The 23,054-nt window shown below is 68.5% G+C and carries 23 protein-coding genes and 1 pseudogene; 8 read left to right on the top strand and 16 right to left on the bottom strand.

Annotated features, from left to right (window positions below):
• Positions 1–121: 121 nt before the first annotated feature.
• From K3G64_RS05730 to K3G64_RS05745, 4 genes are all read right to left on the bottom strand, one after another.
• Entirely contained in the window at positions 122–583 is a 462-nt protein-coding gene (locus K3G64_RS05730) for a hemophore-related protein (protein WP_370647166.1), read from the bottom strand.
• Positions 584–1,011: 428 nt separating this feature from the next.
• A complete protein-coding gene (locus tag K3G64_RS05735; RefSeq protein ID WP_238889619.1) occupies positions 1,012–1,854 on the bottom strand; it encodes an ATP-binding cassette domain-containing protein in 843 nt (280 codons plus the stop codon).
• Entirely contained in the window at positions 1,851–2,960 is a 1,110-nt protein-coding gene (locus tag K3G64_RS05740; RefSeq protein WP_238889621.1) for an ABC transporter permease, read from the bottom strand. The genes K3G64_RS05735 and K3G64_RS05740 overlap by 4 nt, the downstream gene beginning before the upstream one ends.
• Before the next feature lie 279 nt (positions 2,961–3,239).
• Positions 3,240–5,606 carry a heavy metal translocating P-type ATPase gene (locus K3G64_RS05745; RefSeq protein ID WP_238889623.1) on the bottom strand — a complete coding sequence of 789 codons (2,367 nt, stop codon included), beginning with the start codon at positions 5,604–5,606 and terminating at the stop codon, positions 3,240–3,242.
• 745 nt (positions 5,607–6,351) lie between these two features.
• Between K3G64_RS05745 and K3G64_RS05750 the strand changes: the two genes are divergently transcribed.
• From K3G64_RS05750 to K3G64_RS05765, 4 genes are all read left to right on the top strand, one after another.
• Positions 6,352–7,731 (top strand): hypothetical protein, encoded by a 1,380-nt coding sequence (locus K3G64_RS05750; RefSeq protein ID WP_238889625.1) that lies wholly within the window; start codon positions 6,352–6,354, stop codon positions 7,729–7,731.
• A gap of 86 nt (positions 7,732–7,817) precedes the next feature.
• Complete coding sequence (locus K3G64_RS05755) at positions 7,818–9,167, top strand: molybdopterin-dependent oxidoreductase (protein WP_238889627.1); 1,350 nt, start codon at positions 7,818–7,820, stop codon at positions 9,165–9,167.
• A 1-nt stretch (position 9,168) separates the two neighbouring features.
• Positions 9,169–9,642, top strand: coding sequence for a hypothetical protein (locus tag K3G64_RS05760; RefSeq protein ID WP_238889629.1), 474 nt, complete (start codon positions 9,169–9,171; stop codon positions 9,640–9,642).
• A complete protein-coding gene (locus tag K3G64_RS05765) occupies positions 9,639–10,676 on the top strand; it encodes a hypothetical protein (RefSeq protein ID WP_238889631.1) in 1,038 nt (345 codons plus the stop codon). Before K3G64_RS05760 ends, K3G64_RS05765 begins: the two co-directional genes overlap by 4 nt.
• 1 nt (position 10,677) lies before the next feature.
• Here K3G64_RS05765 and K3G64_RS05770 read toward each other — a convergent pair whose 3' ends face one another.
• The 3 genes from K3G64_RS05770 to K3G64_RS05780 are packed head-to-tail and all read right to left on the bottom strand — an operon-like array spanning position 10,678 to position 12,619.
• Positions 10,678–11,304 carry a class I SAM-dependent methyltransferase gene (locus K3G64_RS05770; protein ID WP_238889633.1) on the bottom strand — a complete coding sequence of 209 codons (627 nt, stop codon included), beginning with the start codon at positions 11,302–11,304 and terminating at the stop codon, positions 10,678–10,680.
• On the bottom strand, positions 11,304–11,966 hold the full coding sequence (locus K3G64_RS05775; protein WP_238889635.1) for a TIGR04282 family arsenosugar biosynthesis glycosyltransferase: 663 nt from the start codon (positions 11,964–11,966) through the stop codon (positions 11,304–11,306). The genes K3G64_RS05770 and K3G64_RS05775 overlap by 1 nt, the downstream gene beginning before the upstream one ends.
• Entirely contained in the window at positions 11,963–12,619 is a 657-nt protein-coding gene (locus K3G64_RS05780) for a glycosyltransferase family 2 protein (protein WP_238889637.1), read from the bottom strand. The genes K3G64_RS05775 and K3G64_RS05780 overlap by 4 nt, the downstream gene beginning before the upstream one ends.
• Positions 12,620–12,722: 103 nt before the next feature.
• Between K3G64_RS05780 and K3G64_RS05785 the strand changes: the two are divergent.
• The 3 genes and pseudogenes from K3G64_RS05785 to K3G64_RS05795 form a co-directional block, all read left to right on the top strand.
• Positions 12,723–13,400, top strand: a pseudogene (locus tag K3G64_RS05785) (response regulator transcription factor); the annotation flags it as partial.
• Positions 13,401–13,570: 170 nt separating this feature from the next.
• Positions 13,571–14,596, top strand: a complete 1,026-nt coding sequence (locus K3G64_RS05790; protein ID WP_238889639.1) for a sensor histidine kinase — start codon at positions 13,571–13,573, stop codon at positions 14,594–14,596.
• 177 nt (positions 14,597–14,773) lie between these two features.
• Positions 14,774–15,220, top strand: coding sequence for a nitroreductase/quinone reductase family protein (locus K3G64_RS05795; protein ID WP_238889641.1), 447 nt, complete (start codon positions 14,774–14,776; stop codon positions 15,218–15,220).
• 9 nt (positions 15,221–15,229) lie between these two features.
• Here the strand turns inward: K3G64_RS05795 and K3G64_RS05800 are convergent, their stop codons facing one another.
• Genes K3G64_RS05800 through K3G64_RS05830 form a run of 7 tightly spaced genes read right to left on the bottom strand, consistent with a single transcriptional unit; the run spans position 15,230 to position 20,281 of the window.
• Positions 15,230–15,598, bottom strand: a complete 369-nt coding sequence (locus K3G64_RS05800) for a hypothetical protein (RefSeq protein WP_238889643.1) — start codon at positions 15,596–15,598, stop codon at positions 15,230–15,232.
• A gap of 11 nt (positions 15,599–15,609) precedes the next feature.
• Entirely contained in the window at positions 15,610–16,728 is a 1,119-nt protein-coding gene (locus K3G64_RS05805) for an NAD(P)H-dependent flavin oxidoreductase (RefSeq protein WP_238889645.1), read from the bottom strand.
• A gap of 10 nt (positions 16,729–16,738) precedes the next feature.
• Positions 16,739–17,566: an alpha/beta hydrolase gene (locus tag K3G64_RS05810; protein ID WP_238889646.1), complete on the bottom strand. Its 828-nt coding sequence runs from the start codon at positions 17,564–17,566 to the stop codon at positions 16,739–16,741.
• Positions 17,566–18,597 (bottom strand): NAD-dependent epimerase/dehydratase family protein, encoded by a 1,032-nt coding sequence (locus K3G64_RS05815; protein ID WP_238889647.1) that lies wholly within the window; start codon positions 18,595–18,597, stop codon positions 17,566–17,568. The genes K3G64_RS05810 and K3G64_RS05815 overlap by 1 nt, the downstream gene beginning before the upstream one ends.
• Complete coding sequence (locus K3G64_RS05820; RefSeq protein WP_238889648.1) at positions 18,594–19,370, bottom strand: S-methyl-5'-thioadenosine phosphorylase; 777 nt, start codon at positions 19,368–19,370, stop codon at positions 18,594–18,596. Before K3G64_RS05820 ends, K3G64_RS05815 begins: the two co-directional genes overlap by 4 nt.
• A 44-nt stretch (positions 19,371–19,414) precedes the next feature.
• Positions 19,415–20,005 (bottom strand): hypothetical protein, encoded by a 591-nt coding sequence (locus tag K3G64_RS05825; protein WP_238889649.1) that lies wholly within the window; start codon positions 20,003–20,005, stop codon positions 19,415–19,417.
• A 45-nt stretch (positions 20,006–20,050) separates the two neighbouring features.
• Complete coding sequence (locus K3G64_RS05830) at positions 20,051–20,281, bottom strand: hypothetical protein (protein ID WP_238889650.1); 231 nt, start codon at positions 20,279–20,281, stop codon at positions 20,051–20,053.
• Between the two features lie 41 nt (positions 20,282–20,322).
• On the opposite strand from K3G64_RS05830, the gene K3G64_RS05835 reads away from it, so the two are divergent.
• Positions 20,323–21,195: a 1,4-dihydroxy-2-naphthoate polyprenyltransferase gene (locus tag K3G64_RS05835; protein ID WP_238950431.1), complete on the top strand. Its 873-nt coding sequence runs from the start codon at positions 20,323–20,325 to the stop codon at positions 21,193–21,195.
• A 25-nt stretch (positions 21,196–21,220) separates the two neighbouring features.
• On the opposite strand, the gene K3G64_RS05840 is transcribed toward K3G64_RS05835, so the two are convergent.
• Together K3G64_RS05840 and K3G64_RS05845 are read right to left on the bottom strand one after the other, a co-directional pair.
• Positions 21,221–22,426 carry a DUF1214 domain-containing protein gene (locus tag K3G64_RS05840; protein ID WP_238889651.1) on the bottom strand — a complete coding sequence of 402 codons (1,206 nt, stop codon included), beginning with the start codon at positions 22,424–22,426 and terminating at the stop codon, positions 21,221–21,223.
• The gene (locus tag K3G64_RS05845) at positions 22,423–22,998 is read right to left on the bottom strand and encodes a TetR/AcrR family transcriptional regulator (RefSeq protein ID WP_238889652.1); all 576 of its coding nucleotides are present in this window, start codon (positions 22,996–22,998) and stop codon (positions 22,423–22,425) included. The genes K3G64_RS05840 and K3G64_RS05845 overlap by 4 nt, the downstream gene beginning before the upstream one ends.
• Positions 22,999–23,054: the final 56 nt, after the last annotated feature.

Consider the following 23,054-nt stretch of genomic DNA (forward strand, 5'->3'; position numbering starts at 1 on the left):
CGGCCGGTAGTCAGACGCCGCGGTTGAGATGGGCAACCGCCGCTGATGGCGGACCACAGCATGGTGGCGCCCGAACAGGCACCTACGGCCCGTAGCCAACCGCTAGAAGATCGGCCGTAACTCACTGCCCGGGTGTCGGGCCTCCAGGCGCCATTTGCCCGGGCGGCATACCTCCGGGTCCCATGTGTCCGGGCACCATGCCTCCGGCACCCGTATCACCATGCCCCATACCCCCGGGCATCATGCCTGAGCCCATGGACAAGCCGCACCGCGCCATCAGATCCTTCATCGGTTGGTGGATGTTCTGGAAGGCAGCAGCCACGTCTGGGTGTGTATCAGTGAACGACTGGACCACTGCGTGTCGTTCCTGAGGTGTGCCTTTGCTTCTCGCATCGACGAACACCTGTTGAACGTCGGGACGGGAGTCCAAAAAGTCAGCCATCTGGGTCATCGTTGCGGCGTGCGCCCGCATCACGGCTGCCGGAGAACACGGATCCGGTGGCGTAGGCTGCGCAACCGCAATACCGGCCGCTGCGATCGTTGCGACGCCCGCCGTCCCGACAGAAGTGACCGCACCAACCATACGCCGTCTTAGCCATCCGCAATGCACACTCTCGTTCACTTCATTTCTCCTCTCTCATAACCGATCCTCGTTCTCGGAGACGACCTCGGACCGGTCGTTGACCGCGCGCTAGCGGAAACTTGCGCACTTTCACTGTAAGGCAACATCGTTGGGCGACCGGCTAGCTCTAGGACATCCGGTGATCTTCCAGAAACGTGGCTCGGCTACGCCGCCGTGCCGACACCCACTCGAATCCTCCGATCGTCGCTCCACTGCTGCGCAAATAGCGTTCTACGTAGTTGCTCCATACTGCGCCGATCAGTATCGTCTTGATTGAACCGCTGCGCCACCCTGCACCCAGGCTCCGAAAGATCGGCAGCCGGGCAGTTGGTGCGCGAAGACAGCTCCTGTGAACGACGACGACTTCGCCTCCGTGGGAACGGTGAACCTCACTGTTCAGTATCCGGCCGATATCGGGCAGGATTGGCATCGTATTGGTCCAGGCAAACCTGCGAACAGAAGTAGAGCCTGTGTCCGTCGACATCCCGGTGTCCGGCAGCGCGTTCGATCACAATCTCCATACCGCACACCGGGTCCGCCGCGGTGGCGAAGTCGGTTTCGCGTCTGCGCAGCTGTCCATCGGCCAACCAAAGCAACCGGTCAGCAATGGGCGTGATCCTATGGTCGTGGGTGACCATGACAATGGTCTTGTGGTCGTCGCTGGCCAGCCGCTGAAGCAGGTGCAGCACTTGGTAACCCGATGCCGAGTCGAGGTTGGCTGTGGGCTCGTCGGCTAGCAGCAGCGGGGGGTCATTGATCAGCGCACGGGCGATGGCCACACGCTGCTTCTCCCCGCCCGACAGCGCCTCAGGGCGGTGTGCACGTCGTTTTGCCACGCCTAGACGCTCCAGCAACTCTGCGGCACTGGCGCGCCGCGCGCTGCGCGGTACCCCAGCCAATGCCGCTGGCAGAGCCACATTGTCGAGTGCACTCAGCGCACCTAAGAGGTTGAAAGTCTGGAACACAAATCCGATTTCGTGTAGCCGCAAGCGTGCTAGCTCAGAGTTCTTGAACTGAGACAGTGGCCGATCACCGATGCGAATTTCGCCGTGAGTCGGTGACAGCAGCGCCCCCATCAGCTGCAGCAGGGTGCTCTTGCCCGAGCCGGAGGGGCCCATGATGACGACCAGTTCTCCGGTAGCAACCGAGAGGTCGACGTTGTCGACTGCGCTCACCGCGGCACGACCCTCACCGAATGTCTTGGTGACCTGGACGAGTTGCAAGGCTGTCACGATCGAAACACCTCGGCTGGATCTATTCGGGCGATACGGACGAGGGGGATCGCCGAGGCCAGCACGGCCATGACGATGGCGGCGCCCGCAATCCACGCGAGATCGACCGCAACGATATCGGACACGAAGGCCGGCACCCACCGCACCGCCGCAGAGCGAGCAGCCAGCGCGAGCGCAATGCCGACCGCGTATCCGATGAGGGCCGCGAGCATCGCCTGAACAGCAATGGCGACGATGAGGTGGCCCGCTCCAGCGCCGAGCGCCTTGATTACCCCGTATTCGCGGCGCTTCTCCAACACCGCCGAATAGATGGTCAACCCGATCACAGCGACCCCGACCGCGAAGCCGATGATCAGCAGTACCGTGATCACGGGTAAGAAGCTGTCAGTGATCACCCGCTGATTGGCGGTCACGACGGCAGCGGTGTCGCGCACCGAAAACTCCGGTGATAGCGCCTCGATCCGGTCCGCCACCTCAGGCTGCTCGGCGTGTGGCTCGAGTTGAACCAGAAGAGCGTTGTCGATGTCGGGCATAGCGAGCACCCGCCGGGCGGTGGGAACACTGACGTAGGCGTACTGGAACATCACCATGTCCCCGCCAGCACTGATGCCGTCTACCCGTAGGGGTATTCCGTTGATAGTCAACGTGTCACCAAGGCTTACCCCACGTTTGGTCGTGAACACCTCGTCGACGATGATTCCGTCATCGCCTGGCGCTCCGGATCCTGCAACGATGCGGTTCGGACCGGCGATCGGTGCCGGAGGATCGAACCCAACGAGGTAGAGCAACGCCTGCTCATCCTGCAAGGTGAATCCGACCTGGCGGGCAAGGTAGGGATGCACGTCCTGCACACCGGGTATCACGGCGACTCGGTCACGTCCGCTGTCAGGAACGATCGAATAGGAGTGAGAGAAGTCCGCGGTACCCTGCTGTACAACCCACAGCTGCGCAGGGATCCGTTCGAAGTACCCACTGACCTTGTTCTCGTAGGCCACGAACAGACCGCGCAGCAGAACGATCAGCATGACGGCCAACGCCACTCCACCCACCGAGATGGCGAGCCGCATCCGCTCACTGCTGAGATTCTTGATGGCGAATCCGATCATCACGACATCCCTCGTCGTTGTGGCCGTCTCGACTCGGCAGCCCGCATCGAGGCCCTTCCTCGATTGTGTGGCTTCAGGGCTCGCCGGTCTTCTTTCTGTCCGATGTCGTGCCGCTGTGGTCGTTCGTCGCGGCGTACCTCCTCACTGTCGCACGTATTGCGCTGGTGCCCTTGGTCGAGGATGCCCTCCTACTGACTTGGTTCGTAGAGTCGTTGGTCCTCGCCGTCACGCCCGCGCATTCCCCGACCCGACGCCGTACGGCCATCGCGATTGGACCCGTTACAGACGTGCTGCCGGCCGCTGTTCGCCTGTCCGGACGGCCCGTGGCGGCGATGCGTTCGGCAGCTTCAGGCGCTTGAGTAACAGCGCGTTGACGGCGACGATCAGGCTGGATCCCGACATCGACAGTGCCGCGATCTCGGGGCGAAGCACCAGACCGAACGCCGGCTCGAAAACGCCAGCGGCGATAGGCAGGGCAATGACGTTGTAACCCACGGCCCACCATAGATTCTGGCGCATCTTGCGCAGGGTTGCGCGCCCGATGCGCAGCGCGATCGGCACATCGAGCGGGTCCGAGCGCATCAGCACCAGATCGGCGGTCTCGATCGCGACATCCGTGCCGGCACCGATGGCCACCCCCAGGTCGGCCTGCGCCAGGGCGGGGGCATCGTTGACACCGTCGCCGACCATCGCCGCCTTCTTACCGTCACGCTGCAGTGCAGCGATATTGGCGGCCTTGTCCCCGGGCAGCACCTCGGCGATGACGGAGTCGATCCCGAGCTGGGTGGCGATGCGCTTTGCGGTGGCCTCGTTGTCACCGCTGAGCATCACGACCTCTACATCAAGGTCATGCAGCGCAGCCACGGCATCGGCCGATGTCTCGCGGGCGGCGTCAGCTAGCGCGATGACTGCGACCCCCACACCGTCGTCGGCCACCAGCACCGCGGTGCGCCCGCTGGCGGCCAGCTCGTCGCGCCGGTCCATCAATTCGCCGAACTCCGCCTCCTGCTCGATCATCAGTTTGCGGTTACCGACCGCGACAAGGCGGCCATCCACCTCGGCGGTGGCACCGTGACCCGGCACATTGCGGAAGTTTCGCGACGTGGGCGGTGTGACACCGCGATTCAGCGCGTACCTCACTATCGCTGCCGCCAGTGGATGTTCGGATTCGGTCTCCACAGCGGCGACCAAGCCGAGCACTTCCTTTTCGCCGATGCCGTCGACGACCACGTCGGTGACTTCGGGCTCGCCCTTGGTCAACGTGCCCGTCTTGTCCATGACGACGGTGTCGATGCGCGCCGATGTTTCCAGTGCCGTGGCGTTCTTAAACAGCACGCCACGCTTGGCACCCAGCCCCGAGCCGACCATGATCGCCGTAGGAGTGGCCAAACCGAGGGCGTCGGGACAGGTGATCACCACGACCGTGATCGCGAACAACAGCGCAGTCTCCACCCCCGCACCGGCCAACCACCACACCAGGAAGGTGGCGGTCCCGCCGACCAACGCGACCAGTACCAACCAGAACGCGGCACGGTCGGCAAGTCGCTGCCCGGGTGCCTTCGAGTTCTGGGCCTGCTGAACCATCTCGACGATCTGCGCAAGGACGGTATCGGAGCCCACCTTGGTTGTCCGCACCCGCAGCGTGCCGGTGGTGTTGATCGAGGCGCCGACGACCTCCGAACCGGGGTCTTTGCTCACCGGCAGGCTTTCGCCCGTCACCATCGACTCGTCGACCTCAGAGTGCCCCTCCTGCACGGTGCCGTCGACTGGAATCTTGGCCCCTGGTCGGATCAACAGCAGATCCCCGACCACCACGTCGGCGGTGAGGATCTCGACCGGTTTACCGTCGCGCAACACCGTCGCCATCGGCGGCGCAAGCTCTAACAGCGTGCGGATCGCCTCGTTCGCCCCTCCGCGCGCACGCATTTCAAACCAGTGTCCCAGCAGCACGAACGTCGCCAAGACCGACGCGGCTTCATAGAACACCTCACCGCCGCCGGTGAGCGTGACGCCGAGGCTGTATAGCCAGCCAGCGCCGATCGCCACGGCCACCAGCACCATCATGTCCAGGGTCCGCGCTCGCAACGCCCGCCAGGCACCGTCGAAGAAGATCCACGATGAGTAGAAGACCACCGGCAAGCTCAACAACAGTGTGAAGACGTCGGCTCGCATCCCCAACGGTGTGGGCAGCGAAATGCCAAACATGTCGGTGCCCATCGGCGACCACAGCACTATGGGTATCGACAAGATCAGCGCGACCAGGAACCGGTTCCGCATGTCGCGGACCATGGCGTCCATCGACATCGCGGCGTGTCCGCCGTGACCCCCCATCTCGTCCACGCCACGCTCGGTCGCCTGCTCAGGCACCGCGGCGGGCGGTTCGGTCATCGCATCGCAGACATGGTCCGGGACCGAGCGGCCCGCACAGTGGAAACCACATTCGCGCAACCACTTCGACAACTCCGCGACAGAAGTCTGAGCTGGGTCGTAGGTGACCGTCGCAGTCTGGTTGACAGCGTTGGCCTCAGCCGATATGACGCCGGGGCGGCGCAGCAGCGTTGACTCCACCGAGGCCGCCGAAGTCGCCCAGTGTTGGTCGCCCACATGTAACACGGTCGTACGGCGACCGGCCGGCGGTGTGCTCATCGAATCCTCCCCGATCACTTTCACGCTCAAACATCATCGCGCCCACGGCCTCCGCGCGGAAGGGCGGAGGCGAATCCCTTGTGCCTACTGTTCGACTCGCTGTGGCTGATCAGCTGCGGACCGCGGCGATGCAGATTGGGAAATCTACGGCTCTGATCAGTACGTACCTTTTCCCTACATTGCTGCGACGCGTCCGGCGCCGCGATTCTGACCACTTCCTCGGGAGCGGCCATACCGGCCTAGGCGACAGTGAGGCTCCGTCGAATCTCGGCCTCATTGAAAGCACCGACGGGGGACAGTCATGGAGCTCCGTGTCGCTGAAGGGCGAGGCCGATTTCCACTCCCTGGAGTACCGGCACAACACGATCTACGGCCTGGACAGCCTGACCTCTGCACTGCTGGTGAGCGGACAGAATGGCACCTGGGAGCGGCGCGCTGAAATTCCGGCAGCCGACATCGCGGTGTCGCCGAGGACGTCGGACGAGATTCTGGCGACGACCGCTGAAGGGCTGGTGCACAGCATCGACCAGGGCAGGACATTTTCGCCGGTCGCAGGTAAGCCTCCGTTGAGGCTGCTCAGCTGGGCTGACGACGGGCCACTTGTCGGTGTGGACCCTTCCGGCGCGGTCTACGCCAGCACCGCAGCGTGCTGTACTGATCCGCCGCGAGCGACCGCTCCAGTACAGGTTCTACCGGCGTGCCGCGTACAGACACGGTCGCTCGCGGGGTTTGTAGGGTGGCGGGCATGCGAGTGGGGCGCCGCGAGGCCATTGCCGTCACCATCGGCGTGCTGTTGGTCGTCGCGGCGTTTGTGGTACCGCGCCTGAATCTGGGCATCGTCACGCCGTTGATCAACGCCAGTCCGCAGCGCTTCCGCGACTTCGCGGGCACCGCGCCACTGTTCGGGTGGTGGAACGCGCATGTCGGCTGGGGCACCGTCCCGGCGATCGTCATCGGCATCGCGGCGGTGGTGTGGGGTCAGTCGCTGGCGCTGCGGTTGCCGTGGCGCGCGCTGCCCTGGGTGACCTGGGCGACCGCCTGCGGGTGGGCGTTCTCGCTGGCGATGATCGACGGCTGGCAGCGCGGCTTCGCGGGCAGGCTCACCGCCCGGCACGAGTACCTGCGTCAGGTGCCGACGGTCACCGACATCCCCGAGGCGCTGCGCACCTTCTCCGACCGGATCCTCGACTACCAGCCGGACTCGTGGATCACCCATGTGTCCGGGCATCCGCCCGGCGCGCTGCTGACCTTCGTGTGGCTGGACCGCATCGGGCTGTCCGGCGGTGCATGGGCCGGCCTGCTGTGCCTGCTCGTCGGGTCCAGCGCGGCGGCCGCCATCGTGGTGGCCGTGCGGGCGCTGGCCGACGAGCAGACCGCGCGGATGGCGGCGCCGTTCGTGGCGGTGGCGCCCACCGCCATCTGGATCGCCGTGTCGGCCGACGGCTACTTCGCCGGTGTCGCGGCGTGGGGCATCGCGCTGCTGGCCCTGTCCGTCAAGGACCGCGGCGAGCCGCGAATTGGGCACCGGGTGCGCTGGCCCGCGGTGGCCGCAATCGGCGCCGGGCTGCTGCTGGGGTGGGGCATCTTCCTCAACTACGGCATCGGGTTGATGGCGCTGCCCGCGCTCGCCGTGCTGTTGTGCGCGCCGGACTGGCGGGCCGCACTGCGAGCCGTGGCACCCGCCGTCGTCGCCGCGGTCGCCGTCGTGGCGGTGTTCCTGGCAGTCGGGTTCTGGTGGTTCGACGGCTACACGCTTGTGCAGGAACGCTATTGGCAGGGCATCGCCAACGACCGGCCGTTCCAGTACTGGGCGTGGGCGAACCTGGCGTCGACGGTGTGCGCGATCGGACTCGGCAGTGTCGCCGGCATCGGCCGAGTGTTCGACATCGCCGCGATCCGGCGCCGCCCCGGGCTGCACATGCTCGTCATCGGCGCCCTGCTGGCGATCCTGTTCGCCGACCTGTCGATGCTGAGCAAGGCCGAAACCGAACGCATCTGGCTGCCGTTCATGATCTGGCTGACCGCGGCCGGGGCGTTGCTGCCGCCGCGGTCGCAACGCTGGTGGCTCGCACTCAACGTGCTGGGCGCCCTGCTCATCAACCACTTCATCCTGACGAACTGGTGACGCCGCGTCTCGATCACCCCTGACGAATCCGTAACGGAAGCGGCTGGGGCGTCCACCATGGAGCATGAAACAGGAAGGTGGACGTCATGGACGACGGTGAGCGTCGCGACACGAACGCACCGACCGACTCGGGCGGCTACGGGTTTCCCGAACGTGCGTGGCGGGGCTTGGACGAGCATCCCCCGCCCGGTGTCGGTCTGCTGAACCGCTGGCGCAGTCCACTGCGCGGCCTTTGGCTGACCTCGATGCTGGGTGCGGTGCTGCTGGTGACGCTGCCGATCGTGATCATCACCGGGCTGCTGTCCTACATCGCCTACGGGCCGCAGTTCGGTCAGGCGATTCCAGCGGATGTGGGCGGACTCAAACTGCCGACCTTCGCCTGGCCGACCGACCCCTCGTGGTTGTACCGGCTCAACCAGGGCCTGCACGTCATCGGCGGCCTGGTCCTGATCCCGGTTGTGCTGGCCAAGCTGTGGTCGGTGATCCCGCGGCTGTTCGCCTGGCCACCGTCCCGGTCGATCGCACAAGTGCTGGAACGGTTGTCGCTGCTTCTGCTGGTCGGCGGCATCCTGTTCGAGATCGTCACCGGTGTGCTGAACATCCAGTACGACTACATCTTCGGCTTCAGCTTCTACACCGCTCACTACTACGGCGCCTGGGTGTTCATCGCCGGGTTCGTCATGCACATCGCGATCAAGATTCCGCGGATGTGGACCGGTCTGCGGTCGCGGTCCATGCGCGAGGTGCTGCGCACCCGGCGCGAGGACACCGTCGCCGAACCGTATGAGCCCGAGGGCCTGGCCCCCGCCGACCCCGGGCCCGCGACGTTGAGCCGACGCGGCGCGCTGGCCCTCGTCGGTGGTGGGGCGTTGCTGATGGCCGTCGTCACGGCCGGCCAGACCATCGGCGGGTGGGCGCGCCAGACCGCCTTCCTCCTGCCCCGCGGGCTGACCAGCGGTGACGGGCCCAATGACTTCCCGATCAACCGCACCGCCGAGGCGGCGGGCGTCATCCCCCTACTTGCCGGCGGCGACCGGTGGCGACTCACCCTCACCGGCGGGTCGGAGCCGGTGGTCCTCGACCGTGCCACGTTGAGTGCCATGCCGCAGCACACCGCCCGGCTGCCGATCGCCTGCGTCGAGGGCTGGTCGACGACCGAGGTGTGGACCGGGGTGCAGTTGCGGGAACTCGCACAGCTCGCCGGTGTGCCGGACCCGAGTTCGGCGTTCGTCCAGTCGGTGGAGCGGCGCGGCGGGTTCAACCGCGCGACGCTGCAGAGCAATCAGGTGCTGCACCCCGATTCGCTGCTGGCACTGCGGGTCAACGGCGCCGAGCTGTCACTCGACCACGGATTCCCTGCGCGGATCATCGTCCCGGCGCTGCCCGGCGTGCACAACACCAAATGGGTCGAGTTCATCGACTTCCGAGGCGCCTGACATGCGCACCGCACTGGCCCACTTCCGAAGGGCCTACGGATCACACCCGCTGCACCTGCTGACCCTGGTCGCCGGCTTCGCGCTGTTCGGCTATGTGATCGCCACCCTCACTCCCGCTGCGCTGTGGAACGACCGCACGTGGTGGCAGTCCATTCTGGTGTGGTTCGCCGTCGCCATCATTGCCCACGACCTCGTGCTGTTTCCCGTCTATGCGCTGGCCGATCGAATCCTGCTCGCCGCGAACGGGTTCCGGTCCCGGGTGCCGGCTGTCAACTACGTCCGGATCCCCGCGCTGGCCTCCGGGCTGACGCTGCTGGTGTTCCTGCCCGGCATCATCGAACAGGGTGCGCGCACCTTCTACGCGGCAACGGGCATGACCCAGGAACCGTTCCTGCAGCGGTGGCTGCTGTTCACCGCCGCGGTGTTCGGCACGAGTGCGTTCCTCTACGCGATCCGATCGGTGGTACGACGATGAGAACCTCGAAATCTCTTGCGGCCCTGTCCCTCAGCGCAGCCCTGGTGGGCTGCGGCGGGGGGTCGGAACCCCCGGCGCCGACGTCGCCCCCGACGCCCGTACCCGCGGCCGAACCGGCCCGCGCCGACGCCCCCGACACCCGGCCTGCCGGGCGGGTGGTGCCGCTGCCGAGCGTGCCCGAGGGCATCGTGGTCGGGGAGTCCGGGGTCGCGGCCGTGGCGGTGCGCAACCGCGCGGCGATCGCGCTCGTGGACTCCACCACCGGTGCAGTGCGCCAGACCATTCCGACCGACGGCGCCGCGCGCCACCTGAGCCTGGCCGGGCCGGACGGCCCGGTGCTGGCCCCGTTGGAGACCACCGACCGACTTGTGCTGCTGGACCTGCCCGACGGCAGACAGACGTCGGTGCCCGGCGTCGGTAGGCAACCGCACGATGCCGTGCGCACCGCCGACGGCACCATCGTCGTCACCAACGAGCGCGGCGGCGGGGTGGTGTTCGTCCGCGACGGCGCCATCGTCGGGTCGCTGCCCGCGGGCCCGCCCCAACCCGGCGGCGTCGCGGCCGTCGGCGACTACGCCGCCGTGGCCGATGTGCAGGGCAACGGCGTCTGGGTCTACGACGGGCGCGGTCGACGGCAGGTCGCGCAGGCTCCGGTCGGCACGAAGCTGACCCACGCGGTAGCCCTGTCCGGTGACCTCGCCGCGTTCGCCGACACCGACGGTGACGCCGTGCTGATCGAGCGCATCGACCCGCAGGTCACCGAGATCTCGCGCATCGACTCGCCGGGCAAGCCGTACGGGCTCGCCTTCGATCCGCAGCGCCGCCTGCTGTTCGTCACGCTGACCGCGAGCAATCAACTGCAGGTGGTGGACCTGGCCGACCCGGCACAGCCTCGGGCGCTCGGCCTCCTGCCGACCGTGCAGCAGCCGAATTCGGTAGCTGTCGTCCCCGGCTCGGGAAACGTGCTGGTCACGGGCAGCACTGCGCGCGGCAGCCTGCAGATCATCACCGCCGATCTGCTGCCGAAAGCGTGAACTAGGCCGTCAAAGTCGCCACGACACGGCTGCCGATCGGTTGGATGCGCGTCAACGCCAGACCGGCCTGCTCGGCGATCTCGGCGGCGCAGTCGATACCGACTGTGGCCCACTCGAACCACGGACCGATCGTCTGCGAGGTTTCCAGCCGCACCCACCCCGACCGGACGCCCCGGGCGAGCGACTCGAATTCGACGATGCACTGCCCGCCTTGCCGCAGCAGTTCGGCCGCGCGGCGCAGCACCCGATGAGGGTCACCGCCGAGACCGACGTTGCCGTCGGCCAGCAGCACGGTCTGCCAGCGTCCCATGCCGGGCAGGGGGCCGAACACGTCGCGCCGCAACGCCGGGGCACCGCTGCGGCGGGCCAGACCAACCGCGGTGGCCGACTGGTCGACCCCGAGCGCGGGGATACCTCGCCGGATCAACTCGGTCACCAACCGTCCCGGTCCGCAACCCAGGTCGATGGTCGGGCCGTCGCACAGGTCGACGACGGCCTGGTCGAACCGGCCGTCGGCGTGCTCACCGCCCAGCCACCGGCGCACCGGCAGGCTGCGCACCTCGCCGTCGTCGTGACGGATCCAGCAGCGCTCGCCGTCGAGCGCGCGGTCATAGAGGTTGCCCAGCATCAGACCCCCACCGCTCGGGTGGCTCGGGCGAAATGGCTGTCGGCCGGGCACATTCGGCGCACGGCCTCGATGTCGTCGACAGTGTCGACGTCGGCGAGCTCGGCCACCAGGCTGACGGCGACACCCTGGGCGTACAGCGCAGCCAAGGTCAACGCGCCGGTGTCGGACTGCGACATCGGCACGGCGCGTAGACATTCGGCGATCGCCGGGTCGGCGACACCCAACACCCACCAGCCGCCGTCCTCGGCCAGGCCGAGCACCGCGGCGGTGCCCAGAAGTTCTCCGGCGCACTCGGTGAGCATGTCGGTCGACACCTGAGGGGTGTCCATGCCGATCTGCAGGACGGGAAGACCGGTGGAGGCGTCGGCGTGCGCGTTGGCCAGCCGGTCGCCGAAGTCGGACCCCCGCTGTGCCACGACGGTGAAATCGGCGAGGCGCTGCCGTATCTCGTCGCCGAGGGCGGCCTCGCTCAGATCGCCGATCAGCGCCACCACCTTCTCCTGCATCGGTGCGGCGGCCACCGCGTCGAGCGTGTCGAGCAGCGCGGCCGCCGCGATGTGCGCGGCGGCCACGTCACCGATCGTGGCGGCGAGCCTGGTCTTGGCCAGACCGGGCACCGGTGCCTTCGCGACCACCAACCCCGCGACCGGGAGCGTCGTCACGAGATCACCCGCCAGAAGTCCATGGCCGCCACGACACTGCCGCGAAGCGATCCGCTCACCTTCGACTTTCCCCCCGTCCGCGGGCCGTAGTCGACGTCGCGCTCCACCACCTGCCAGCCCGCCGCAGCCGCCCGGACCAGTAGTTCGAGCGGATACCCCGATCGGCGATCCTCTACCCCAAGAGCTATCAGCGGCTCCCGGCGGGCGACCCGCATCGGCGCGATGTCGTGCACCGGCAGCCCGTGCCGTTGGCGCAGCCGCCAGCACACCGCCGCTGTGCCCAGCCTCGCGTGCCACGGCCACTTCAACCCCTTGACCGCCCGCCGACGACCGATCGCCATGTCCGCGCCCCGGTCCAGGTCGTCGACCAACGCGGGCAGGTCACCGGGGTCGAGCGAGCCGTCGGCGTCGATCACCGCCACGATGGGTGTCGTCGCCGCGACCACGCCGGCGTGCACGGCCGCGCCGTAGCCGGCCCGCTTCTCGGTCACCACGATGGCCCCGAGCTGCCGCGCCACCTGCGCTGTTGCGTCGCTGCTGTTGTTGTCGACGACGAGCGGACGGAATCCGGGCGGGATCGCCCCGAGCACTCCGGGCAGTGATTCGGCCTCGTTGAGGCACGGCAGCACCACCGTGACCGGACTGTCGGGCATGCCTGTGAGGCTATCCAGGCGCGTCAACCCCCAACCAGCGCTTTGGTGACGAATCCATGACATCGGCGCAGGTAGTGGCCCACATACGGCTACTCTCGGGCTTGTGACCCGGGTGCTGATCGCCGACGACGACATGGTCGTGCGCGACGTGGTGCGCCGCTATCTGGAGCGCGACGGCCTCGAGGTGGCCATCGCGACCGACGGAACCGAGGCGCTGCGGCTGTTGGGCTCACAGCGCATCGACGTCGCCGTGCTCGACGTGATGATGCCGGGTCCGGACGGATTGACGTTGTGCCGCAGTTTGCGCCAGCGGGGCGACTACGCCGTTCCGGTCATCCTGCTCACCGCGCTCGGCGAGGAGGACGATCGGATCGCCGGTCTGGAGGCCGGTGCGGACGACTACCTGACCAAGCCGTTCAGCCCGCGCGAGCTGGCGTTGCGGGTGCGATCGGTGTTGCGGCGCGTGCCTGCGCCGACGGGCCGGCTGCCGGTGGACATCGCCGTCGGCGATCTGACGGTGTCGACCGCGTCGCGGACGGTGACGATCAAGGGCGCTCCGGTGTCGCTGACCAACCGCGAATTCGACCTGCTGCTGTTCTTCCTGACCCACACCGACACCGTCTTCACGCGCGAGGAGCTGCTGAAGCAGGTGTGGCAGTGGGACTTCGGCGATTTGTCGACGGTGACGGTGCACGTCAAGCGGCTGCGGTCCAAGCTCGGAGAGCATCACCGTGTGCAGACGGTGTGGGGCCGCGGCTACCTGTGGAGTGCCGACGAGCGCTTGCGCGAGGAGCAGACAACTACCGACGAGCGCTTGCGCGAGGAGCAGACAGGCACCGACGAGCGCTTGCGCGAGGAGCAGACAACTACCGACGAGCGCTTGCGCGAGGAGCAGACAACTACCGACGCGGTTGTCGACCCGAGGACAGACGGCCAAGAGCAGAGGGCGTAGTGCCCGGCGACCTGTTGGAGATCGCGGGCCTGGCGCTGGCGTGCTCGGTGCCCGTCGTGCTCACCGGCGGCATCGTCATCCGGTTGGCCCGGTCGTGGTCGCTGGCGGTCAGCATGGTGGCGTTGGTGCTGATCCCGGTATTGGCGACGTTCACCGGCGTGCTCGGCGCCAGCCGGTTCATGATCAACGAGACGTTCGGACAGACCGCCGTCGTCCTGGTGATCGTGTCGGTGGTGACCATCCCGGCGGCGGTGATGCTGGCCCGCTATCAGGCCCGGCGCACGGTCTGGGAGCAGGAGATCCGCGAGTCGGAGCGGGCAGCCGAGCAGTCGCGCCGCAGGTTGGTGGCGTTCGTCAGCCATGACCTGCGCACGCCGTTGGCGGGGATACGGGCGCTCGCGGAGGCCATCGCCGACGGTGTGGTGCCCGATGCCGAGGTGGGCGTGCACGCCAAGACCATCGAGCAGGAGTCGATTCGGTTGTCCGAGATGGTCGACGACCTGTTCGAGATGTCGAAGATCAATGCCGGAGCGGTCCAGCCCGCGTTCGACCGGGTCGCGCTCGACGAGGTGGTCGACGACGTGCTCACCGCCCATCGGATCACGGCCGAACGAGCAGGCGTGGCGCTGACGGCGGAGTTGCCTGAGACACCGGTTCGCGTGCTGGGCAGCGACCGCGCCCTGGTGCGGGTGCTGTCGAACCTGGTCGCCAACGCGATCGCGCACACGCCGGAGGGCGGACGGGTGTCGCTGGCGCTGGGCGCCGACGAGAACGGCGCGTGGGCACGCGTCGATGACACCGGCGTGGGAATCGACGACGCCGACCTGCCGCGGGTGTTCGACGTCGCGTACCGCGGTTCCAACGATCGGGTGCCGCGGGCGGACTCGTCGCTGCCGAGCGGTTCCGGGCTCGGCCTCGCGATCGCGGCCGGCCTGGTGCAGGCCCATCGTGGCACGCTCTCGGCGCGCAACCTCGGCACCGGCGCCCGCTTCGAGGTGCGGTTGCCGCTTGCGGCCGCCGACTGAGTCGGCCTCCGAACCCAGTTCCACTGGCGCCTGCTTCGCCGAATGTAACGCCACGGCGTGATCTCCGTCCGATTCGCGCCGTGGCGTTGCGCTCGCCGATCCCTCCCGCAGCGAACCCTTGTTTTTGAGTGATCACTCAACTACAGTCGGCACCATCCGCTCGACGAGGAGGTTGCAATGGCCGCGAGAACTGCCGAGAAGGCGCGTCGCAAGTTCAAGGTGGAGCGGCAATTGGGCCGCGTGGTGCTCAACCCCGTGGTCGCGGCGCTGGACCGGCTCGGGGTCCGACCGTCCCTGATGGTGGAGCTGGAGACCGTCGGCCGCAAGTCCGGCGAGCCGCGGCGGGTGCCGCTGGCCGGCCGGGCCGACGAGGCGGGTGTGTGGGTCATCTCCCAGCACGGCCGCCGCGCCGGGTGGGCCCACAACATCGCCGCAGACCCGAAGGTGCGTGTCCGTGTCAACGACCAATGGCATACCGGCACAGCCACTTTCGAGCCCGATGACGACGTCCGCGCCCGTGGCCGCAGCTTGGGCGGTGCCGGTAAGCTGAGCCGGTCGGCCACTGCGTTGACGATGCGAGCGATGGAGAGCGACCCCATCTCGGTGCGCATCACCTTCGATTAACCACTCGGCTCAGGGCACGCGGGTCCAGGGTTGGCAGTTCCGCGACTCGAAGGCCATCACCGTCGAGTTGATGTTCGCGAACATCGGGCCGATGGAGATGTTCGTCGCCACCACGTTGTCCTTGTTGGTGTCGGGTGTGCTGTAGGTGAACCATGCGCACATCGAGTCCTGTGTCGGCACATCGTTGATCCACACCGCCCAAGTCGATGCCGACCCGGCCGTCTGATACAACCCTGGCTCGATGTCGGTCCCGACGATGAAGAACCCGTTCCCCGGTATCGGGTTCAGCGGGGCGGCCGAGGCCGGGGGAACGAATGTCATCGCGGCCACCGACGCGAGGAGGCCCGCGGCGGTGCGACGTGGAATCGGTTGCGGCATGACGGCATCTCCTAGTCGGGCAGCGAATTGCTCAGTCGCTCGGTGGCCGCGACGTAGTCCTCGATGAACTCGCGCACCACCTCGCGGGCGGGCTTGACCTTGTTCATCAGGCCGACGCCCTGACCGACGAAGTAGGTCGCCAGGGCCTGCGCACCTTCATGGCCCTGCGAGGCGAGCACGTCGACCCGCCGAATGATCGGTTCGGCCAGCATCGACTGCAGGGGCAGCGGCAACGGTTTGTGACCGCCCTCGACCGGCTGCCACGCCTGAGTCCAGTCCGAAACCAGCTGTCGCGCAGGCTTCCCGGTGCGGCCCGCCGACCGGACGGTGTCCCGCGACGTCGCCGCGAGGAACTTCTGCTTCGTGTGCGGCGCCGTCTCGGCCTCCTCGGTGGTCAACCACACCGAACCCGTCCACGCACCGTCGGCACCCATCGCAACAGCGGCCGCCATCTGCCTGCCGGTGACTATCCCTCCCGCCGCGAGGACCGGCACCGCGCCGTCGACGGCTTCGATGACCTCAGGCACCAGAACCAACGTCGTCACCTCTCCGCAGTGCCCACCGGCCTCGGTGCCCTGCGCGACGACCAGGTCGACACCTGCTGCGACCTGCTTGACCGCGTGCTCCTTGGCGCCGACCAGCGCCGCAACCGGTACGCCGTGTTCCTTGCCGGCCTCGATCATGTAGTCCGGCGGCACCCCCAGTGCGTTGGCGATCAAGCGGATCGGGTGGCTCATCGCCACGTCCATCAGTTCCTTGCCGGTGTTACCCGACAGGGCCGCGTTGCCGAAGCGCGGCGAGTCCTGCGACTCGATGCCGTGCGATGCCAGGAGCTCAGTGACGAAGCCGCGGTACTCGTCGGGAATCCGGCCCGCCAGATCGGCCGCCGTCACCTGCTCGCCCTTGCCCTCGTACTTGGCCGGCACGATCAGGTCGACACCGTATGGCCTACCGCCGACCTGGTCGTCGATCCAGGACAGCTCCTGGTCCAACTGCTCGGGTGTGTAGGCCGTCCCGCCGAGCACCCCCAAGCCACCGGCGTTCGTCACCGCGGCGACCACGTCGCGGCAGTGGCTGAACGCGAAGAGCGGGAAGTCGATGCCGAACTGCTGACAAATCGCTGGTGTCACCCGGCCAGTATTACGTCGCGGTTCCGTGCTCCGACAGGAACCGCCCGATCTCGTCGAGCATCCGCGGCCCGGCCAGCAGCTCCAGGTCGTTGTGCCCGGCGCCGGGCACGAGCAGCCATCGCTTCGGCTCGTTCGCCGCCTCGAAGAGCCGCCTGCTCATCGACGCCGGCACGATGTCGTCGCGATCACCCGCCACCACGAGGACCGGCACCCGCACCGCCGCGATGCGTTCGAGCGACGGATAACGGTCCATCAGCAGCCACCGCACCGGCAGCCACGGGTAGTGCACGGCCCCGGCGTCACCCAGCGAGGTGAACGGCGAACGCAACACCAGCGCCGAAGGCGGGTGCTCGGTCGCGAGCTCGACGGCCACTGCGGCCCCGAGCGATTCGCCGAAGTACACCACCTCGTCGACCCCGGCCTGGGCGGCAAGCCACTCCTGTGCCGCCCGCGCATCGGCGGCCAGGCCCTGCTCCGACGGGCGGCCAGGATTCCCGCCGAACCCGCGATAGTCCACCAGCAGCACCGACATCCCCATCCGGTTCAGCGCCGACGCGAGCGGCACCCGCATCGAGCGGTCGCCTCCGTTGCCCGGAAGCACCAGCACCGCACGACCACCGTCGTCACCGCCGCCGACGGGGAAGTACCAGGCGGTCAGGGACAGGCCGTCGGTGGTCTGCAGAGCGACGTCGCGACCGTTGGGCAGCACCTCGGCGGCCGACGGCAGCGGATCCGAACTCGGGAAGTAGACCAGCCGTCGCTGCTGCGACCACAGCAACCCGATCAGACCCGACGCCACGAGCGTGACGATAACGAGCACCCGAACGGTTCGGCGCATCAGGTCCGCAACGGCGCGAACGCGAACTCGCGCAGGCCGTCGCGCGGGTCGACCGCCGCGTGAAATCCCAGCACCTGCGCGGCGCGCGCGGGGTCGGCCACGATGTGGCGCACGTCGCCGCTGCGGTACTGCCCGGTGACCACCGGAGGCGCGTCACCGCGGGTCTCACACAATTCGGTGGCCACCTGCATGATCGAGATCGGCCGACCCGAGCAGACGTTGAACGGGTTGAACCCGTCCAGGCCCGACTCCACGGCCGCCACGTTGGCCGCGGCCACGTCGTCGACGTGCACGAAGTCGCGCATCTGTCCTCCGTCCTCGAAAACCCTTGGCACGTCCCCTGCTTCGAGTTCAGACCGGAAGATCGCGGCCACGCCCGAGTACGGGGTGTCGCGCGGCATGTACGGGCCGTACACATTGTGATAACGCAGTGCCACGACCGACCCGCCGGTGGCCTCGCCCCAGGACAGCGCATAGTGCTCCTGGGCCGTCTTGCTGGCCGCGTACAGGCTGCGGGGTCGCAGGGGCGCGTCCTCGGACACCAGCCGCCACTGCACCAGCGCGTCGCAGTGCGGACAGCGGTGCTCGAACACGCCGGAATCGAGATCGGCGCGCGTGCGTGGTTGCGGGTCGACCGGGCCGTGCTCCGGACAGTCGTAACCGCCCTGGCCGTAGACGACCATGGAAGAGGCCAGCACCAGTCGCCTGCAGTCCGCGGCGAACATCTCGGCCAGCACCACGGCGGTGCCGTAGTCGTTGTGCGAGCCGTAGGACGGCGCGTCGGCGGCATTGACCCCCGCCCCCACCACCGCGGCCTGATGGCAGACCACATCGACGTTCTTCATCAGCGGAGCGAGTGCGGAGGCGTCGCGGATGTCGACCACCCGGCAGTCGTCCGGCGGCTGCGCCCCGCGTCCGTGCGCGGCGGGCAGCATGGCGTCGACGGCGATGACCTCGTGTCCGGCGGCGCGCAGCGCAGTGCCGATCCGGGCTCCGATGAACCCGGCCGCGCCCGTCAGCAGCACCCTCACGGCAGATCGAAGGGCAGTTCGACGCCGGCGTGCGGCCGGCAGTGCTCGCAGGTGCGTTCGAGTTCGACGTTCTCGATGGCCTCGTGGACGAGCTTCTTGAACGGCACCAGGTTGCGCTCGAACTCGGCGAACACGTCGACGGCTCGCACGCCGGCGCCGGTTTCGATGCCGGCATCCAGATCGGTGACCAATGCGATTGCGGCATAACACATCTCGAGCTCCCGAGCCAGCACCGCCTCCGGGTAGCCGGTCATGTTGACCAGCGTGAAGCCCTGGTCGGCGAACCAGCGGCTCTCGGCGCGGGTCGAGAAGCGCGGGCCCTGGATCACCACCATCGTGCCGCCGTCGACGACGCCGGGCAGTTCGGTTGCCGCGGCGCTCAACTGCGGGCAGTACGGGTCGGCGAAGCCGACATGGATGCCGCCGGAGTCGAAGTAGGTGTCGGCGCGCCCGGACGTGCGGTCGACGAGTTGGTCGGGCACCACCATCGAGCCCGGGCCCAGATCGGGGGTGAGGCTGCCGACCGCGCACGGGCCGAATACGCGTCGCACCCCCAGCGCGCGCAGCGCCCACATGTTGGCCCGGTACGGCACGGTGTGCGGCGAGTACTCGTGGTTGACGCCGTGGCGGGGCAGGAACGCGACCTCGTGGTCACCGACCGAGCCGACGGTGATGGGTGCGCTGGGTGCGCCGTAGGGGGTGTCGAGGCTGACGCTGCGGGCGTCGGAGCCGAAGAACGAGTAGAAACCGCTACCGCCGATGACTGCTAGCAACGTCGGCTCCTCGCGTGCGCGGGCATGGTCTCTATTGTGTCCCGCTAGCCGCGGTAGAACATCACCGGAGGCAGCGGGCGGATGCCACCGCCGCTGTTGCGGGCGTCGAACGCCACCGATCCGATCTCCGCGGCGTCGCCGACGACGAGGTCCCCCACGGCGTGGAAGCGTCCGAGCACGCCGCTGATCAGGAACCGGAAGCCCGAGTCGGCCGCGCGCACGCCGAACAGCACCGGCGAGACGCCCGCGAGGTAGAGCCACAGCGAGGAGAACAGCCGCTCGTCGGTGCGTGTGGCGGGCAGCGCCGCGTGATGGAAGGGCACCCCGTCGGCCGACGACGCGAGCAGGAAGTCCTGATCGCCCCCCTTCCCGTACACGTCGGGAAGCTTGACGCACACCGTGCGGACGGCTCCAACCTCGTCGGGGCCCTCGCCGTCGGGCGCAATGCGCACCAGCGCCGGAACCCGGCGGCCGGCCTGCAGCAACTCCGTGCGCCCCGGCAGTCGTGCCTCGTCATCGAACACCAACTCCGCGCGCCGCAGCGGCGCGTCGACCGCGAACAGTCCGCCGACACCGCCTGCGACCGCCGACAGCGACGAGGTGATTACCGAGGATGCGGTTTCGACGATGGGCACCCGGTGCGACTAGCCGAACCGGTGCGCGGCTAAACGGCCACGCACTTACGCGTCTGTGACGTCGTCCTGCGGGTCCGGGTCGAGCCGCCGCGATGCGCGGCGCACCCCGTCGCGGATCTCGAAGGCGTCGGTGGCGAAGCCGCCGATGGCGTTCACGACGTCCTTGACCGCGGTGGTGACGATCGACGCCACTTGCCCGACCGTCGACGCGCCGGACTCGAAGATCTCCTGCACGGCGTCCTTGCGGATCTCCGCCTTGCTGAGTCGGTCCTCCATGCGCTCAGTCTGCCACGACTCGCCGCGTGCGAGACTGGCTCGTGGCCACATTCGCCCAGTGGGTGGAGGGCGCGCGCCCGCGCACCCTGCCCAACGCGATCGCGCCGGTGATCGCCGGCACCGGCGCCGCGGCCTGGCTGCACGGCGCCTCCTGGTGGAAGGCGCTGCTGGCGCTGACGGTCGCCGTCGCCTTGATCATTGGGGTCAACTACGCCAACGACTACTCCGACGGCATCCGCGGCACCGACGACGTCAGGGCCGGACCGCTGCGCCTGGTCGGGTCGAAGGTGGCGACGCCGCGGTCGGTGTTGACCGCCGCGGTGGTGAGCCTGGCGGTCGCGGCGCTGGCCGGGCTGGTGCTGGCATGGGTGAGCGCGCCGTGGCTGATCGCGGTCGGCGCGGTGTGCATCGCCGGCGCGTGGCTCTACACCGGTGGCCGCAAGCCCTACGGCTACCTCGGACTCGGCGAGGTCGCCGTCTTCGTCTTCTTCGGGCTGGTCGCGGTGCTCGGCACGCAGTACACGCAAGCCCTGCGCGTCGACTGGGTCGGGGTGGCGGTCGCGGTGGCGATGGGGTGCATGTCGTCGGCGGTGCTCGTCGCCAACAACCTGCGCGACATCCCGACCGACAAGGAGTCCGGCAAGATCACGCTCGCGGTGCGGCTCGGCGACGCGCGCACCCGCGTGCTGTACCAGGCGCTACTGGGGGTGGCGTTCGCGCTGGCGCTGGCGCTGATGTCGGCGACCCCATGGGCGGCGGTCGGGCTGATCGCGCTGCCCCTGGCGGTGCGGGCCGCGAGCCCGGTGCGCGAAGGCCTGGGCGGCAGGGACCTGATCCCGGTGCTGCGCGACACGGGGCTGACGATGCTGGTGTGGGCGGTGGCCGTCGCGCTGGCCCTGACGATTTCGGCGTGAAGGTGTGCGGTGGGCGCCCGAATCGCTAGGCGATGGACGTCGGGGCGTCGGCGGCCTTGACCAGCTGCACGTCCGGGCGGGCGGGCACCCGGTCGGCCAGGAACCACCGGAAAGCCAGGTTGCCGCGCGGATAGTCGACGGTGGTGAGCGAGTTGGGATGCGCGGTCATCCTGCGGGAGACGACGACGGTGACCGTGCCGTCCGAATTGGGCACCGCGCTGTAGCCGTTGACCGAGGTCCGCGCATCGGTGACGCCTGCCATGAATTGGTTCCAGATCACCAGGTTCCAGAACCGGCACGCAGGCGGCCGGTGCGTGACGACGAGCGCCTCGTCCTCTGCCAGATCGAAGCTGCCGTACGCATAGCAGGCGTCGCGGGCCGACCAGCCGAAGTTCGCGTCGGGCACCTGGTAGGGGTCGGCGAATCGATTTGCCGCCTGGGAGATCTCGTGGCCCAGGGTGTGGGCGTCGTCGACGCGCGCGCCGACCGCCAGCGGCACGATCGCGAACATGGTGCGCAGCCAGGCCGCACTGGCACGCAGCGCGGCCGCGGTCTCGGCGTCGCCGTGGCGGATGGGGTCGGGCTCGTCGAGCGCCTCGATCCGCCAGGACACGGCGCGCCCGGTCAGCGGATCGGCCTGGTAGTCGCGCGTCACCAACACCACGCCGTCGTCGGTGGGCCCGTAGTCGAATTCGAAGTTGCCGTCTGCGTCCAACCGGCCCGAGGCGGCCAGATCGTCGTCGCGCACGATCGCGACGACGCGGTCCGACCACGCGCCGGGCGACGGTTCGTTGTAGGCGGTCACCGAGAAGTACACGCTGTCCCCCTTGTTGCCGCTGATGCGGTAGCGGCGCTTCGGGTCGACCGGGCACATGAAGTAGTACGCGTCGGTGTTGTCGCCGCCCCACCGGCGGTCGCGGCGGAACGGGGTGTTCAGCTCGACCCACATGGGCCTGCTCGGCTCGGCGAACAGGTAGGTGTCGAACGCGACGCCGAGCGTCGTGGCCAGCATGCGGTAGCCGTCGGCGATGTGACGGTCGTCGGCGACGGCGCGGTCCCCCTCGAGGAACGCGCGGTCCAGCCCGCCGAGGGTGTCGAGCAGTTCACGCCAGGCGGTGGTCGATTCGTGGGCCGCCGGAGCCGCCCCGGCGGCGACATCATGGGCCGGAGCCGCCCCGGCGGCGACATCATGGGCCGGAGCCGCCCCGGCGGCGACATCATGGTCGGTCATGCGCAGATCCCTCTCGTGATGAGTGCAGCGGTGCGGTCGATCCAGGCGTCGTCGAGTGCGTCGCCGCGGGTGATCAAGGCCAGGAACGTAATGCCCGCGACGGCCTCGACGAGGTCGGCCGCCGACACCTGTGCCCGGACCTCGCCGCGGGCCACCGCCGCCCCCAGCCGGTCGGACAACCCGCGCGTCAGCACGTCGGCGAAGCGTTCGAGCAGGGCACTGTGCAGCGCCGGGTCGGCGGCCATCTCGCCGACGAGGCCGGGCAGCGCCGCACGTGCGGCCGGGGTGGTCAACACCCCGGCTGTTCGGCGCACCATCTCGCGGACGTCACCGGGCAGCGAGCCGGTGTCGGGGAGTTCGGTGGCGGCGCTGACGGGAAACACCGCCTCGTGCACGACGTGGGCCTTGCCGGGCCAGCGCCGGTAGATCGCGGGCTTGCTGGTGCCCGCACGACGGGCGATCGCGTCGACGGTGAGCTCGGCGTAGCCCGTTTCGCCCAGCATTTCGACGGTCGCATCGAGCACCGCGCCGTCGATGCGTTTGTCGCGGGGCCGGCCGATTTCCGTCGTCATTACGAAACTGACAGTAACATAACGCGTTGTGACCGACACCACACCCGCCGCCGTTG

This window comes from Mycobacterium sp. IDR2000157661, from assembly GCF_022317005.1.
GTDB lineage: Bacteria > Actinomycetota > Actinomycetes > Mycobacteriales > Mycobacteriaceae > Mycobacterium.

Bases quoted from the DNA above. Each gene is read 5' to 3' on its own strand.
- K3G64_RS05730 (WP_370647166.1), bottom strand. From the start codon at position 583: ATGGTTGGTGCGGTCACTTCTGTCGGGACGGCGGGCGTCGCAACGATC.
- K3G64_RS05740 (WP_238889621.1), bottom strand. From the start codon at position 2,960: ATGATCGGATTCGCCATCAAGAATCTCAGCAGTGAGCGGATGCGGCTC.
- K3G64_RS05745 (WP_238889623.1), bottom strand. From the start codon at position 5,606: ATGAGCACACCGCCGGCCGGTCGCCGTACGACCGTGTTACATGTGGGC.
- K3G64_RS05750 (WP_238889625.1), top strand. From the start codon at position 6,352: ATGCGAGTGGGGCGCCGCGAGGCCATTGCCGTCACCATCGGCGTGCTG.
- K3G64_RS05755 (WP_238889627.1), top strand. From the start codon at position 7,818: ATGGACGACGGTGAGCGTCGCGACACGAACGCACCGACCGACTCGGGC.
- K3G64_RS05760 (WP_238889629.1), top strand. From the start codon at position 9,169: ATGCGCACCGCACTGGCCCACTTCCGAAGGGCCTACGGATCACACCCG.
- K3G64_RS05765 (WP_238889631.1), top strand. From the start codon at position 9,639: ATGAGAACCTCGAAATCTCTTGCGGCCCTGTCCCTCAGCGCAGCCCTG.
- K3G64_RS05770 (WP_238889633.1), bottom strand. From the start codon at position 11,304: ATGCTGGGCAACCTCTATGACCGCGCGCTCGACGGCGAGCGCTGCTGG.
- K3G64_RS05780 (WP_238889637.1), bottom strand. From the start codon at position 12,619: ATGCCCGACAGTCCGGTCACGGTGGTGCTGCCGTGCCTCAACGAGGCC.
- K3G64_RS05795 (WP_238889641.1), top strand. From the start codon at position 14,774: ATGGCCGCGAGAACTGCCGAGAAGGCGCGTCGCAAGTTCAAGGTGGAG.
- K3G64_RS05800 (WP_238889643.1), bottom strand. From the start codon at position 15,598: ATGCCGCAACCGATTCCACGTCGCACCGCCGCGGGCCTCCTCGCGTCG.
- K3G64_RS05810 (WP_238889646.1), bottom strand. From the start codon at position 17,566: ATGCGCCGAACCGTTCGGGTGCTCGTTATCGTCACGCTCGTGGCGTCG.
- K3G64_RS05830 (WP_238889650.1), bottom strand. From the start codon at position 20,281: ATGGAGGACCGACTCAGCAAGGCGGAGATCCGCAAGGACGCCGTGCAG.
- K3G64_RS05840 (WP_238889651.1), bottom strand. From the start codon at position 22,426: ATGACCGACCATGATGTCGCCGCCGGGGCGGCTCCGGCCCATGATGTC.
- K3G64_RS05845 (WP_238889652.1), bottom strand. From the start codon at position 22,998: ATGACGACGGAAATCGGCCGGCCCCGCGACAAACGCATCGACGGCGCG.